Origin of the sequence: Bacterioplanoides sp., assembly GCF_965226395.1 — a bacterium.
Taxonomy (GTDB): domain Bacteria; phylum Pseudomonadota; class Gammaproteobacteria; order Pseudomonadales; family Oceanobacteraceae; genus Bacterioplanoides.
On sequence record NZ_OZ245358.1, the window covers coordinates 632,017 to 645,779 of the forward strand.

Consider the following 13,763-nt stretch of genomic DNA (forward strand, 5'->3'; position numbering starts at 1 on the left):
AATCAGAAGATCACCGTGCGATTTTTACCCAGTGACTTGGCACGATAAAGGGCTGTATCCGCTTCCTGAACCAGCTTCTGAATGCTGTTATTTTGGGCTGACAGCACCGAGATTCCGATACTGACAGTGACAGAAACCGGTTCATCGTTGTGATACAGCACTTTTTGAGATAATTGTTGGCGTAGCTCTTCACACAGTGATAAAGCGTCGTCACGCTGAGTGTGTGGCATCACCAGCAAAAATTCTTCACCACCCCAGCGCATCAGGATATCGCTGCTGCGCAGTCGTTCCGATAAACAATCTGCAGCCATTTGCAAAATCCGGTCACCGGTCTGATGCCCGTACTGATCGTTGATTCTTTTAAAGTTATCCAGATCCAGTAAAGCAACCGATAACCCGGTGGTGTGCCGGTCGGCCAATTTCAGATGCTGTTCAAAAGCGGAGTAACCGGCACGACGATTCATCAGTGACGTCAGTTCATCCACAGTAGCCAGGTCTCTTAAACGATCCTCCAGGCGCTTCTGCTGATCAATATTGCGCAGCATTCCCACCACACGTAACGGGTTTCCCTGATCATCCTTCTGACACACCTGCCCAATATCATTCATCCATAAATAATCGCCATTACGATTGGCCAGCCGGTAGGTAGCCTCATAACGGGCAGTATTACCTGCCAGGTGTTCATTCAAAGCCTGTAATACCTGCTCACAGTCATCGGGGTGGACGTTATTTTTCCAGGTTTCGAATACCGGTGGCATTTCATAAGGGCCATAGCCCAGCATACGTTTCATACCGGGGCTGAAGAACACTTCTCCGGTTTCCGCATTCCAGTCCCACATGCCGTCCATCGCCTCAGTTAAGGCAAATGCCAGCAAAGGCTCACGATCACGCAGACTTTCTTCCATCGCCTGACGACGGGTCATATCACGAACAGTCGATAACATGTATTCCTGATCATCCCAGCGGACAATCTGGCTCATCACTTCAACCGGAAAATCATGGCCTTCACGACAGACATGGCGTCCCCAGAAGGTAAATGGTGGGCTTCTTCGCGCAGCTGCAATAATCTTGTGCCAGTGATCCAGGTTCAGCACATCGCGCTGCAGTTCCATCACATGCTTTTGGCAAATTTCCTGCTGAGTCATTTTCAGCTGTTCCATCGCCGCGCGATTGGCTCTACGGATAGAACCATCATTAATGTCCACCAGATACACGGCGTCCACTAAATGATCATACGCCTGAAAATAGGCCTCAGCCGTGTGTTGAAACGCCTTTGTCATTAAAACAACCCGATGGAACCAAACCCGTGATTAAGCTGATTAATCAAGGGTCAGAGAAAAGAATCTATCATTACTACTTAAGCATAGACCAGCATAGTGCACATTGACTCTCGAGTCAGAATTTATTCGTATCTCGTGAGCAAAAAAGCCACTATTGCTGAACAATAGTGGCTTTAAAGTATGACAAAAGTGCTATCTGGCTAAATGCTACTCAGCTCTTAAAAGTCTGACCCTTAAAGGCATAAGCCCTTAAAAGATCAATCCTTAAAAGTGTTGTTAGCGATAAAGGCCTGTACTTCTTTTAAGTCAGCTGGCAGCACATCAACGCGTTCTTCACGCTCCATCAGGTCAGCCAGGTGATGCGGCAATGCTGGTACATCAAAACCGGCACGCTTCACTGCTTCTTCGAATTTCACCGGATGCGCAGTACCCAGCGTAATCATCGGAATACGGGCATTACGACGGCACTCACGTGCGGCTTTCACACCAATAGCCGTGTGTGGGTCCAGCAGGTAGCCAGTTTCTTCATACACCGCTTTCATGGTATCGATGGTGGTATCTTCGTCGACTGCGTAGCTGTCGAACACTTCACGCGCTTTCGCCAGCTTGTTTTCATCCAGTGACACAATATCTTCTTTAGCGTTCATACGTGCCATCAGATCGGCCAGCGCAGCGCCATCCTGATCATACAGATCGAACAACAGACGCTCGAAATTACTGGATACGGCAATATCCATAGATGGCGTAATGGTGTGCTTCAGTGGGCGAACTTCGTACTGGTTTTTGCTCATAAAGCGGTGCAGTACGTCGTTGCTGTTGGTGGCCACAATCAGCTGTTCGATTGGCAGGCCCATTTTCTTCGCCATGTAACCGGCAAAGATATCACCGAAGTTACCGGTTGGTACCGAGTACGCCATCGGGCGAACCGGGCCACCCAGATTCAGAGCAGAATAGAAGTAGTAAACGATCTGGGCCATGATGCGCGCCCAGTTAATGCTGTTTACCGCCACTAACTTACGCTCACCACGCAGGAACTGTTGATCACCAAAGCTGGCTTTCACCATATCCTGTGCCTGGTCGAAGTTGCCTTCGATAGCGATGTTATGGATGTTATCGCCTTTAACCGTGGTCATCTGACGACGCTGTACTTCAGAGACTTTACCGTGTGGGTGCAGGATAAAGATATCGACGTTACGACAGGCTTTGGTGCCTTCAATCGCAGCGGAACCCGTATCACCAGAGGTAGCGCCCATGATCACGACTTTTTCGTGACGACGTTCCAGCACATAGTCCAGCAGACGACCCAGCAGTTGCAGAGCGAAGTCTTTAAACGCCAGTGTTGGGCCCTGGAACAGCTCCAGCACGTATTCGTTGTGATCGATCTGTTGCAGCGGTGCTACTGCCTTATGACCAAAACCTGAGTACACCTCTTCCAACATGGTTTTTAATGCATCGGAATCCACGCAGCCTTCAACGAATGGGGATACCACTTTGTGCGCCAGCTCGGTGTAGGAAAGATCCTGCCAGGAAGCAATCTCTTCTTGTGAGAAGGTCGGTACTTCTTTTGGCACGTACAGGCCGCCATCAGCCGCCAGGCCAGTTAACAGCACTTCTTCAAAGGTCAGTTCCGGGGCATTACCGCGGGTGGATATGTACTTCATCATGGTCATCAGGCCAGTAATTTAGTCAGTCATTGGAAAATTGGGGCGTATTCTACATGGACGGCGGCTATAAGACACCATAAAGACGCCAACCTTGCTGAGATACTGAGCGAAGTCGTTCTGATTAATTTTCAGAACAGCGACAGGATGTCGCGGGCGCATCGCAGGCACAGGGACAAAATTGCAGGATGCAAATTTTGCACAGCGAAGCTGCCCGCAGGGCGAGGCATAGGGATATGCCGAGTGACGCGCCTTGCGATGGGTTTGGGGAAAATTCAATCAGAAGGGCTGGCGTTAAAATCTACAGTAAATCCACCAGCTCAGGTCGATAATCATCTGTTGAGATCGCTTCTCCCAGGGTTTCGAGGCGCTGATCAAACGCCTCAATCTGAGTATTCAGATCATCCAGCGTCAAGGTGTTATCTTCCAGCTGATATAAATGCTTAGAACCGTGCAAACTGAAGTAGCGCACAATCAGTGCCCGGCTCAGCAACTCGCTATCGTCATCGGCGGTTAACGCCGCTTCCAGCTTTTTACTGGCGCGATAAATACGATTCAGCTCTTGCTTCAGCTTCCAGACATAACGGATTTCTATCATGTACGGTTTTTCTTTCACAATATTAAAGCCAATCGCCGCCACAATAACGGCAGTAATCACTCCGGCCAGATTGTAAATAAAGTTGGATTCATCCCCTGCACCAAACAGACTGATGTACAGGCTGGAAGAGCCAATTCCCACCACAAACAGGCCAGCCACCAGCGCCGCCTGAAAGCGGTTAAGCCGTTGTTTATACAAAGTTTTGTCAATCTGCTTCAGTTCCACGGGAATTTCCTGTTCAGTTCTACTCTAATAATAAAATCAGACACTTAGTTTACCACTGACAAGTGTTGTGGATATGGTAATCTGCTGTCTCAGGTAAACACTTAGATAACAAGCACACGTTACATTGTGCCTAAAAAATAACCGGCAAACCCGGAATCATACTCATGACATTGGCCAGACGACTTTCAGCATTGATGCTGTACGCCACCAGCTTACTGGTATTAGCGGCATGCTCGGACTCTTCCATTTGGAATAACCCCCACCCTGAGAACCCGGATAACGAGGTGATTCTGTACTCCAGTTTTTCAGAACGCCCCAAACACCTCGATCCGGCACGTTCTTACAGCTCAGACGAATCTATGTTCATTGATCAGATTTATGAGCCGCCACTGCAATATCATTATCTGAAGCGCCCGTATGAGTTAATTCCGCTAACGCTGACACAAATGCCAAGCATCACCTATTTGGATACCGATCAGCAGGTGTTGCCGGAAGATACTGAAGATCCGGCTTTTAGTGTGTATACCTTTGATATTCAACCGGGGATTTTATATCAGCCCCACCCGGCCTTTGCCCGTGATGACAATAATCAACCGGTTTATAACTTCACCTCAGAAGAGGACACCGCTGCCTTCTCATCGCTGAAAGATTTCACTCAGACCGGTACTCAGGAATTGATTGCCGACGATTATATTTATCAGATTAATCGCCTAGCGGACCCAAAACGACTGGCTCCCCTGCGTGGTTTATTAAGCCAGTATATTGTTGGCATGAGCGATGCCACCGCCGCTATTACCCAGGCTCGTAAAGCTTTCAAAGAACAGGATAAGCCAGACAATAGCTGGCTGGATCTGCGCCAGTTCACAATGACCGGTGTTAAGAAAATTAATGATCATCGCTTTAGTATTACCTTAAAAGGCAAATACCCACAGTTTAAATACTGGCTGGCATTCCACTTTTTTGCACCGGTGCCCTGGCAGGTTGATCGTTTTTATCATCAGCCCGGATTACCGCAAAAAAATATCACGCTGGACTGGCACCCGGTGGGCACCGGCGCCTTTATGATGACGGAGAACAATCCTAACTCTGAAATTATTCTGGCGAAAAACCCGAACTATCGGGGTGAATTGTATCCTTCAGAAGGCGAACCCGGTGACGCAGAAAAAGGCTTGCTCGACGATGCTGGCAAAACCATGCCCTTTATTGATAAAGCCATCTTTCGGTTAGAAAAAGAAGCCATCCCGGTGTGGACCAAGTTTTTGCAAGGCTATTACGACCGCTCTGGCATCAGCAGCGACAGTTTTGATCAGGCTGTACAGGTTGGTGGTGCTGGCATTGCGTTATCGGATGATATGAAAGCCAAAGGCATTACCCTGAATAAAGCGGTACAACCGGCCACTTATTATCTTGGTTTTAATATGCTTGACCCGGTTGTCGGTGGTTACAGTGAAAGCCAACAAAAACTACGGCAGGCCATTGCCATCGCCTATCAGGAAGAAGAATACATTGGTATTTTTCTTAACGGCCGTGGCGAACCGGCCATGAGCCCGATTCCTCCCGGTATTTTTGGTTATCAATCCGGGCCGGACGGAATTAACAAGCAAGTATATGACTGGGGAGTTGATAGCTCTGCCGTGCGCAAACCCATTGAGGTGGCTAAACAATTATTGGCCGAAGCTGGCTACCCGGATGGCCGTCATGCTCAAACCGGCGAACCTCTGGTGCTGAATTTAGATACCACAGGCTCAGGCGATCAGGCACGCATGACCTGGATTCAAAAACAATTTAAAAAGCTGAATCTGCAACTCAATATCCGCTCCACCGATTACAACCGGTTTAAAGACAAAATGGAAAACGGCAATGCCCAGATGTATTTCTGGGGTTGGCTGGCGGATTACCCGGATCCGGAAAACTTCCTGTTTTTATTGTATGGCCCCAATGCTCAGATTGATTCTAAATCCGGAGTCAATTCCGCTAACTATAAAAACCCAGAATACGATGCCTTATTTGAAGAAATGCAGTTAATGGAAGACTCCCCACAGCGTTTAGCCGTGATTGAAAAAATGAAAGCCATCCTGCGTCAGGATACGCCGTGGGCCAGCGGCTTCCATGTTCATTCTTACGCCTTGAGCAATGCCTGGGTTAAAAACACCAAGCCCCACGGCATTTCAAAACTCACCTTTAAATATCGCCGTATTGATACTGAACTGCGGGCGCAGAAACAGCAGGAGTGGAACCAGCCCGTGTTATGGCCGCTGTGGACACTGCTGATCATTATTGTTGCATTGGCGATTCCGGGGTATCGCGGTTTTAAACGCCGTCAGACGCGTACCATTGAGCAAGTTCAAAACCGAGCGGAGAACTAATTCATGCTGAACTATATTATTCGCCGCCTGTTGTATGCACTGCCCATTCTGTTGGGTGTGAATATCATCACCTTTGCGCTGTTTTTTGTGGTGAACACCCCGGATCAGATGGCGCGTGTTCATCTGGGTGATAAACACGTCACCGAAGAAGCCATTGAAAACTGGAAAGAACAACGTGGTTATCACAAACCGCTGTTTATTAATTCCGACAGCGACAGCCCACTGACTGACACCATCTTTTTTGATAAATCCATCCGGCTGTTGGCGTTTGATTTTGGCAAATCGGACGAAGGCCGATCCATTGGTGCCGATATTCAGGAGCGTATGTGGCCATCTCTGGCGGTACAGCTTCCAACCTTTATTATTGGGGTATCGCTGAATATTCTGCTGGCACTGATTATAGTGATGTTCCGCGCCACCGCATTTGATATTGCTGCGGTGACGCTCTGCGTCGTGATGCTGTCGATTTCGGGAGTGTTTTATATTATCGGAGGCCAATACCTGTTTGCTAAAATCTGGAGTCTGGTGCCGATCTCGGGGTATTTACCCGGCCCTGATGGCCTGAAGTTTTTAATTCTGCCAATTATTATTGGTGTGATTGGCGGTATTGGTGCCGGTACGCGGTTATACCGCACGGTATTTTTAGAAGAAGCCACCCGCGATTATATTCGCACCGCACGTGCCAAAGGAGTGTCTGAATTTAATGTGCTGCTTAAGCATTTGTTACCTAACGGTATGATTCCAATTCTAACCAGTGTAGTGGTGGTAATTCCGTCGCTGTTTATTGGCAGCCTGCTGATGGAATCCTTCTTCGGTATTCCTGGTTTAGGCAGTTACACCCTGGATGCCATTCAGGCGCAGGACTTTGCCATTGTGCGCTCCATGGTGTTTTTAGGTTCAGTGCTGTACATCATTGGCCTGTTATTAACCGATATTTCCTACACCTTTGTTGACCCAAGAGTGCGTCTGTCATGATTAAGCCGGTACTCCTGTGGAGTGATGTTCTTATTTTCTTATTGGTGGCAGCACTGTCGTTATTTGTGTTGCAACTGCGTAATAACCCACAAGCGAAAAAGCGCTGGGCCACAGTTTTTCACTCAAAGGTGGGACTCTCCAGTTTTATTGTGATTTTGTTTTATGTCGCCATCGCCCTGCTTGATTCGTTGCATTTCCGTGAAGCTCTACCCGCGGTCGATACAAAAGCAGATAATGAAACAGCAACGGCGGAGCAAGTTGTTGCTTACGATAATCAGGTCAAATCGGTACTGGATTTAGTGCTGGCGGATGTGGAGAAAAATCACGAAAAAACCTACTCCGCTCCCTTCGCGATTTATTCCTTTTCCAAAGAGAACATCACCCTCGACGATGGCAGTGTGATTCGTGATTATCCGCGTTTACAACAGGCTGGCAGCCACCTGCAGGATGAAGACGAATTATTAGCCGATATTATCGCCCGCAGTGCTGATGCCATTGCGATGGGTCTACTGATTGCGGTGGTGATTATTGGTCTGCACTGGTTAGTCACTCGTAACAAACCCTCTCAGGTTCCCTGGAAGGCCGCTTACTGGACCATGGCGCTGATTTGTATTGTCACCAGCTGGCTACTGGAACTCGGCAGTGTCTATCATATTTTTGGCACCGACAAAGTAGGTCAGGATGTGTTGGTACAAAGTGTCAAAGCCGTTCGTACTGGTGTGTTAATTGGCACACTGGCAACCCTGCTGACCTTGCCAATCGCCATTATTCTCGGCATCAGCGCCGGTTATTTTAAAGGCTGGGTTGATGATGTGGTGCAGTACACCTACATCACCCTGAGTTCTATTCCGGGTATTTTATTGATTGCCGCGTCAGTGTTGTTAATTGATGTGTATATCGAAACCCATGCCGATGAGTTTAATCTGACGGCTATTCGTGCTGATTTTAAATTCCTCGCCTTGTGCGCCATTTTAGGTTTAACCAGCTGGACTGGCTTATGCCGCTTATTACGTGCAGAAACGTTAAAAATTTCGCAACTGGATTATGTACAGGCAGCTCACGCTTTTGGTGTGTCTCACTCTCGTGTGATTGGCAAACATATTCTGCCGAATGTGACTCATATTATTTTAATTGCGCTGGTGCTGGATTTCAGTGGCTTCGTATTGGCTGAAGCCGTGTTGTCGTATATTGGAGTGGGCGTTGATGCCAGCATGAGCAGCTGGGGTAATATGATTAACGCCGCTCGCTCTGAATTATCCCGTGACCCGGTGGTTTGGTGGTCAGTATCATCGGCATTTGTATTTATGTTCAGCCTGGTACTGGCAGCTAATTTATTCTCGGATCAGGTGCGTAACGCCTTTGATCCACGCTTAGCCAGCAGTACTTCAGATGCCGATCAGGGAGATAAATAATCATGGCTGTATTAACCGTTGAAGATTTATCCATCTCTCTGGAAAACCAGCTTGAAAAAAAGCTGGTTGATAACATCAGCTTTACCATTCAGCAGGGAGAGATCTTTGCGTTAGTGGGCGAATCCGGCTCAGGAAAATCGTTGACATCACTGGCGATTATGCGCTTGTTAGATGATGCGCTAACCATCAGTGGTGGCCGTATTTTATTACGGGATGACAATCTATTTGCTCATACCGAATTACATATGAACCGCATTCGCGGGCGTAAGATTGCGATGATTTTTCAGGAGCCACAAAGCTCGTTAAATCCGGTACAAACCATCGCGCAACAATTACGCGAAGTGGTGGAATTACATCAGGCCGTGGCAAGCACGGATATTCAGGCACATTTGATCGAACTACTGCACGAAGTGGGGATTCATGAGCCGGAGAAACGGCTGAACTGGTATCCACATCAGTTATCCGGCGGCCAGAAGCAACGTGTGATGATTGCCATGGCGCTGGCGTGTGAACCTGAATTATTAATTGCTGACGAGCCCACTACTGCGCTGGACGTGACGATTCAGAAGCAGGTGCTGGAACTCCTTAACAGTCTGCGTAAAAAACGCAATTTAAGTGTACTGCTGATTACTCATGATATGGGGGTGGTATATGAAATGGCCGACCGGGTGGCAGTGATGCAGCACGGTGTGATTCTGGAGCAGACTGACAGCCAGTCGTTTTTCTCTGATCCACAACATGAATACAGCCGCCGGTTAATTCATTCCTTGCCAAAACAAAATGATTTTTTGGCAAACGAAGAAACCGCCAAAGAATTATTAAAAATCGACAATTTAAAAGTCTGGTTTCCGCAGAAAAAAGGTCTGCTGCAACGAACCGTTGGCCATACCAAAGCTGTAAATGATATTAGCTTGTCGATTAACGCCGGGGAAACTCTGGCCTTAGTGGGCGAGTCCGGTTGCGGCAAAACCACCACCGGCAAAGCCATCCTACGCTTAAACCCGATTTATGGTGGCGAGTTATATTTCCGCGGTCAACGCATTGATCAACTGTCTCATAAACACTTTATGCCACTGCGGAAAGATATTCAGGTGATCTTTCAGGACCCCTTCTCATCAATGAATCCACGCATGAGCATTCGTGAAATTATTGAAGAAGGCATGGTGTCATTAGCGGTTGAGAATAACGCTCAGGTTCGTGAACAAACCATGCGCGAACTACTGATAAAAGTGGGCATGCTGCCAGAACACTTAGATCGTTATCCACATGAATTTTCCGGCGGTCAGCGCCAGCGTATTGCTATTGCCCGGGCACTGGCGGTTAACCCGAAACTGATTATTTGTGACGAACCAACCTCAGCACTGGACGTATCTATTCGTGGTCAGGTGTTAGAACTGTTGCGTGAGTTACAACAGGAGTTAGGGGTTTCTTATCTGTTTATTACCCACGACTTATCCATTATTCCGCACTTGGCTCATAAGGTTGCGGTGATGAAAGGCGGGCAGATTGTTGAGCAAGGGGAAACCGAACAGGTAATGCGAGATCCGCAGCATGACTACACCAAAGAGCTGCTGGCGGCAGCGCCGCGAATTGGATCTTAACTCTTCATTGAGTGGTTTTCAGACCACTCAATTAGGTTGCTTATAGCTGGTTACATCACATAACCGCCAGTAAGGCATTAATGGTGAGCCAGAACAGTGGAATATTGGATAAAGCAAACAGCACAAAGCGCAACTCGATACGGTTCACCAACGACTGCAACAGACTATGAACAATCCGTAACCCCACATACGCCCAGGCTAGCGTCAGGTTGGTCCCCGTACCTTCACCAATCAGAGCCAATGAGATTACCAGCGCGTAGAAAATGGTGGGTTGCTCCATCAGGTGATTAAAGTTGTCGGCCTTCCAGCGCACCGAGGCGGGCAAGCTGTTCATTTGTTCACCGCGCGGTGCATCCGGGTCCATTTTCATCTTAGATTTCTGGATCGCCGGAATACGGGTTGCGTACATCCATATCCACATCACCATAGACCAGGCCACCAGGACAAAGACCGGCGTTAAAATTTGAGTATCTGCGTTCATAAGTTATTTCTCTTTATTGTTATTAAAGAAGGTATAGCTATTAAAGACGTAGCTATTAAAGGGTTAGCGAACAACCTGAGCATATAAAAGCCTGTATGACGAAACAATGACCTACTTTTGCTCAGATGGAACACTCTATCTTTTAATACCCCGGTAACCATCGCCTTAATTTGGCACGAATGGCCTGTTTAAAGCGAATATTTCAAGCCATAATCCGGTAATATTTTTCTCAGTAATTAATTCTCCGTCATTGCGGAGCAGAGACACAGGACACCACTATGACCCAAAACACCGCTACGACGCATAACCCTGCTTTATTTCAGCCCATCGAACTGGGCCCGCTATCCCTGAAAAACCGCATTGTCATGGCGCCCATGACCCGTACCTACTCGCCGGGCAATGTTCCGAATGACATGGTGACTAAATATTATGAACGCCGTGCTGAGAATGAAGTTGGCCTGATCATTACCGAAGGTACCTGCGTTGGTCATAAAGCGGCGAATGGTTATGCCCGGGTTCCGTTTATTTATGGTGAAGAGGCGCTGGCCGGTTGGAAAAAAGTGGTTGATGCCGTACATGCAAAAGGCGGAAAGATTGCGCCGCAGCTTTGGCATGTGGGTGCCATTCGTAAAGAAGGGGTTGAGCCGGATACTTCAGTTCCGGGCTATAGCCCATCAGGCCTGGTTAAACCGGGAAAAGAAAGTGGCGTAGCCATGACTCAGGACGATATTAACGAGGTGGTCGAAGCCTTTGCTCAGGCCGCAGCCGATGCTCAGAAAGTTGGCTTTGATGCCGTTGAAGTACACGGCGCACACGGCTATCTGGTTGACCAGTTTTTCTGGGAAGGCACTAACCAGCGGGAAGACCAATACGGTGGTGACCTGGTGGCCCGTACCCGGTTTGCCTGTGAAATTGTTGCTGCTATTCGTGAGCGTGTAGGCGAAGACTATCCGATTATTTTCCGCTTTTCTCAGTGGAAGCAACAAGACTACGACGCTCGCCTGGCAGAAACACCAGAAGAATTAGAAGCCTTCCTGAAACCTCTGGTGGAAGCGGGTGTGGATATCTTCCATTGCTCGACCCGCCGCTTCTGGGAAAAAGAATTCGAGGGCTCGGATATGAACCTGGCTGGCTGGACCAAAAAACTCACCGGCAAACCAGCAATTACAGTTGGTAGCGTTGGTTTAAATACATCCTTTATTGACGAAGAAAAACGCGACATGATTGATGCCTCCGGTGTGCAAACTGCCTCTTTTGAGGAGTTAAATCAACGCGTGGATGATAACGAATTTGAGCTGGTCGCCGTTGGCCGGGCGTTATTACAAGACCCGGAATGGGTATTAAAAGTTAAAGATGGCCGCTACGACGAGCTGGAAGATTATTCCAAACAATCGCTGATGCAACTGGTGTAATTCAGCCTCAGAGCACTTCAGCTGTATTCGTGCCTGTTAACAGGCACTGGCAAGTTCTGGTTTCCCACCGCCAGGTGGGAAGCTGGATCTCTCCTCATACGCCATCTCCTTAAACGCCATCCCCTTAAACGCCGTCAGCTCAACGTTGCAAATCAGGGGTCAAGATCTAGACTTTTATTCTATTCAAACTGATTAATTGCAATACAGGCACTGCTTTGCAGACAATAAAACTCAATATTGCGGCTGCCGTCAGCTACTTTCTCGTCTCGTATGCGACCGAATGGTGGGCAGAAACCTTAGCTGTCTGGCCTGCTGCAGGGCTGGCGTTAGCTGGCCTGATGATTTTTGGAAAACGCATCTGGCCCGGACTTTGGGTTGGGGCTTTTGCATCGGCATTAACACACTTCAGCCCCGCTGAGTATTCAGCTTCCCCTTATGTATTTATGGTTCCTTTTTTAGCGGCTTGCGGTAACACAGCAGCAGCTCTGCTGGCTAATCGGGTATCACCTGCTCAGTTTTTCGATCATGAAAACGATGAAGAATTTCATAAAAAAGCAGGGCGTTATTTATCAGCTGTACTCATATTAGGCATTATCTCGTCACTGGTTGGTATCAGCAGCTATACCCTGTTATACCAGCCGGTATCTTCAGGCTTCTGGCTCTCAATGGTTGGCTGGCTGACCGCTGATGTTGCCGGAGTCATTACCTTCACGCCTTTTCTGTATTTGTTATACCGCCATCGGTTTCAGAGTTTACAACGACTGCTTTCTCCGGAAGGGCTGGCAATCCTGTTGGTCATCACTCTGATAGGGTATTTTGTGTATGGCCCGGGCTATCAACAAGAAGTATATGTATTCCTGCAGCCATCGTTGATTTTTATTCCTCTGTTGTGGGCGGTATTACGCAAACCTCAACTGCCATTGGCATTTCTGAATTTATTCTTTTTTCTGTTAGCGTGGTGGGGAACAGCTTCGGGATACGGTTACTTCTCTCACTTTTTTGATCGCGGAAGCCTGACAGCAATGCAGGTAATGCTGTGTTCTTCTCTGTTAAGCATTCAGATGCTGGAATTATTGCTGGCTCAGCGCCGTCATGAGTTATTACAACAACATGAAAAACTCAAACAAACGGTGAAAGCACGCACACTGGAATTAGAGCAGGCTAAACAAGCTGCCGAGTCACTGGCACGTACGGATGTCATGACAGGGTTAAACAACCGGCGGGCTTTTTTTGAGTTTGGATCATTAATCGAAAAAAACAGCAAACGTCATCAGCATTGCTTTTCGGTGTTAATGATTGATATTGATAAGTTTAAACAAGTGAATGATCAATTCGGTCACGACATCGGTGATATAACTATTATATCGCTCGCTCAGTGCATCAAAGAAACCGTCCGTGACTCGGATATTGCAGCTCGTATTGGTGGCGAAGAGTTCGCCGTGATTCTGCCAGAATCATCCGTTGAAAATGCCCTGGAATATGCCACCCGAATACAGCAGCGTATTGCCCAAGAGCGCATTACAACACCGCAACAAAGCTTTACCTATACCGTGAGCATCGGCATTGCCGCATTTAAAAACATGAGTGATACCCTTAACTCGGTATTGAAACGATCCGATGATGCGCTTTATCAGGCAAAATCTGATGGTCGCAACTGCATACGCTCAATTCCTTCGACTCATTAACCCTGCCAGGAACTAAAGGTCTGGCGATTATCCGGAACCTTTTTCTGCCGGGCTGATCCTAAAAACG

The 13,763-nt window shown here is 47.8% G+C and carries 10 protein-coding genes; 6 read left to right on the top strand and 4 right to left on the bottom strand.

The genetic code is table 11. The annotated features are described in order from the left end of the window. Window positions 1–2 precede the first annotated feature (2 nt). From ACO05E_RS02905 to ACO05E_RS02915, 3 genes are all read right to left on the bottom strand, one after another. Window positions 3–1,280, bottom strand: a complete 1,278-nt coding sequence (locus ACO05E_RS02905) for a sensor domain-containing diguanylate cyclase (RefSeq protein WP_419811500.1) — start codon at window positions 1,278–1,280, stop codon at window positions 3–5. 257 nt (window positions 1,281–1,537) lie between these two features. Continuing rightward, a complete protein-coding gene (thrC, locus tag ACO05E_RS02910; RefSeq protein WP_419813648.1) occupies window positions 1,538–2,941 on the bottom strand; it encodes a threonine synthase in 1,404 nt (467 codons plus the stop codon). 301 nt (window positions 2,942–3,242) lie between these two features. Next, window positions 3,243–3,764 (bottom strand): DUF3087 family protein, encoded by a 522-nt coding sequence (locus ACO05E_RS02915; protein WP_419811501.1) that lies wholly within the window; start codon window positions 3,762–3,764, stop codon window positions 3,243–3,245. 164 nt (window positions 3,765–3,928) lie between these two features. On the opposite strand from ACO05E_RS02915, the gene ACO05E_RS02920 reads away from it, so the two are divergent. From ACO05E_RS02920 to ACO05E_RS02935, 4 genes are read left to right on the top strand one after another with little or no spacing between them, the layout of a single operon-like run. Further along, on the top strand, window positions 3,929–6,130 hold the full coding sequence (locus ACO05E_RS02920) for an ABC transporter substrate-binding protein (RefSeq protein WP_419811502.1): 2,202 nt from the start codon (window positions 3,929–3,931) through the stop codon (window positions 6,128–6,130). A 3-nt stretch (window positions 6,131–6,133) separates the two neighbouring features. After that, on the top strand, window positions 6,134–7,105 hold the full coding sequence (locus tag ACO05E_RS02925) for an ABC transporter permease (RefSeq protein ID WP_419811503.1): 972 nt from the start codon (window positions 6,134–6,136) through the stop codon (window positions 7,103–7,105). Next, complete coding sequence (locus ACO05E_RS02930; protein WP_419811504.1) at window positions 7,102–8,517, top strand: ABC transporter permease; 1,416 nt, start codon at window positions 7,102–7,104, stop codon at window positions 8,515–8,517. The genes ACO05E_RS02925 and ACO05E_RS02930 overlap by 4 nt, the downstream gene beginning before the upstream one ends. A 2-nt stretch (window positions 8,518–8,519) precedes the next feature. Next, on the top strand, window positions 8,520–10,118 hold the full coding sequence (locus ACO05E_RS02935; RefSeq protein WP_419811505.1) for an ABC transporter ATP-binding protein: 1,599 nt from the start codon (window positions 8,520–8,522) through the stop codon (window positions 10,116–10,118). A 55-nt stretch (window positions 10,119–10,173) separates the two neighbouring features. Here ACO05E_RS02935 and ACO05E_RS02940 read toward each other — a convergent pair whose 3' ends face one another. Next, window positions 10,174–10,599: an MAPEG family protein gene (locus ACO05E_RS02940; protein ID WP_419811506.1), complete on the bottom strand. Its 426-nt coding sequence runs from the start codon at window positions 10,597–10,599 to the stop codon at window positions 10,174–10,176. Window positions 10,600–10,877: 278 nt separating this feature from the next. Here ACO05E_RS02940 and ACO05E_RS02945 point away from each other — a divergent pair, with 278 nt between their 5' ends. After that, entirely contained in the window at window positions 10,878–12,011 is a 1,134-nt protein-coding gene (locus ACO05E_RS02945; protein ID WP_419811507.1) for an NADH:flavin oxidoreductase, read from the top strand. A gap of 215 nt (window positions 12,012–12,226) precedes the next feature. Continuing rightward, window positions 12,227–13,696, top strand: coding sequence for a diguanylate cyclase (locus tag ACO05E_RS02950; RefSeq protein ID WP_419811508.1), 1,470 nt, complete (start codon window positions 12,227–12,229; stop codon window positions 13,694–13,696). Window positions 13,697–13,763: the final 67 nt, after the last annotated feature.

Coding starts and splice junctions, on each gene's coding strand:
- ACO05E_RS02925 (WP_419811503.1), top strand. CDS start 6,134: ATGCTGAACTATATTATTCGCCGCCTGTTGTATGCACTGCCCATTCTG.
- ACO05E_RS02935 (WP_419811505.1), top strand. CDS start 8,520: ATGGCTGTATTAACCGTTGAAGATTTATCCATCTCTCTGGAAAACCAG.
- ACO05E_RS02945 (WP_419811507.1), top strand. CDS start 10,878: ATGACCCAAAACACCGCTACGACGCATAACCCTGCTTTATTTCAGCCC.
- ACO05E_RS02905 (WP_419811500.1), bottom strand. CDS start 1,280: ATGACAAAGGCGTTTCAACACACGGCTGAGGCCTATTTTCAGGCGTAT.
- ACO05E_RS02940 (WP_419811506.1), bottom strand. CDS start 10,599: ATGAACGCAGATACTCAAATTTTAACGCCGGTCTTTGTCCTGGTGGCC.
- ACO05E_RS02930 (WP_419811504.1), top strand. CDS start 7,102: ATGATTAAGCCGGTACTCCTGTGGAGTGATGTTCTTATTTTCTTATTG.
- ACO05E_RS02920 (WP_419811502.1), top strand. CDS start 3,929: ATGACATTGGCCAGACGACTTTCAGCATTGATGCTGTACGCCACCAGC.
- thrC (WP_419813648.1), bottom strand. CDS start 2,941: ATGAAGTACATATCCACCCGCGGTAATGCCCCGGAACTGACCTTTGAA.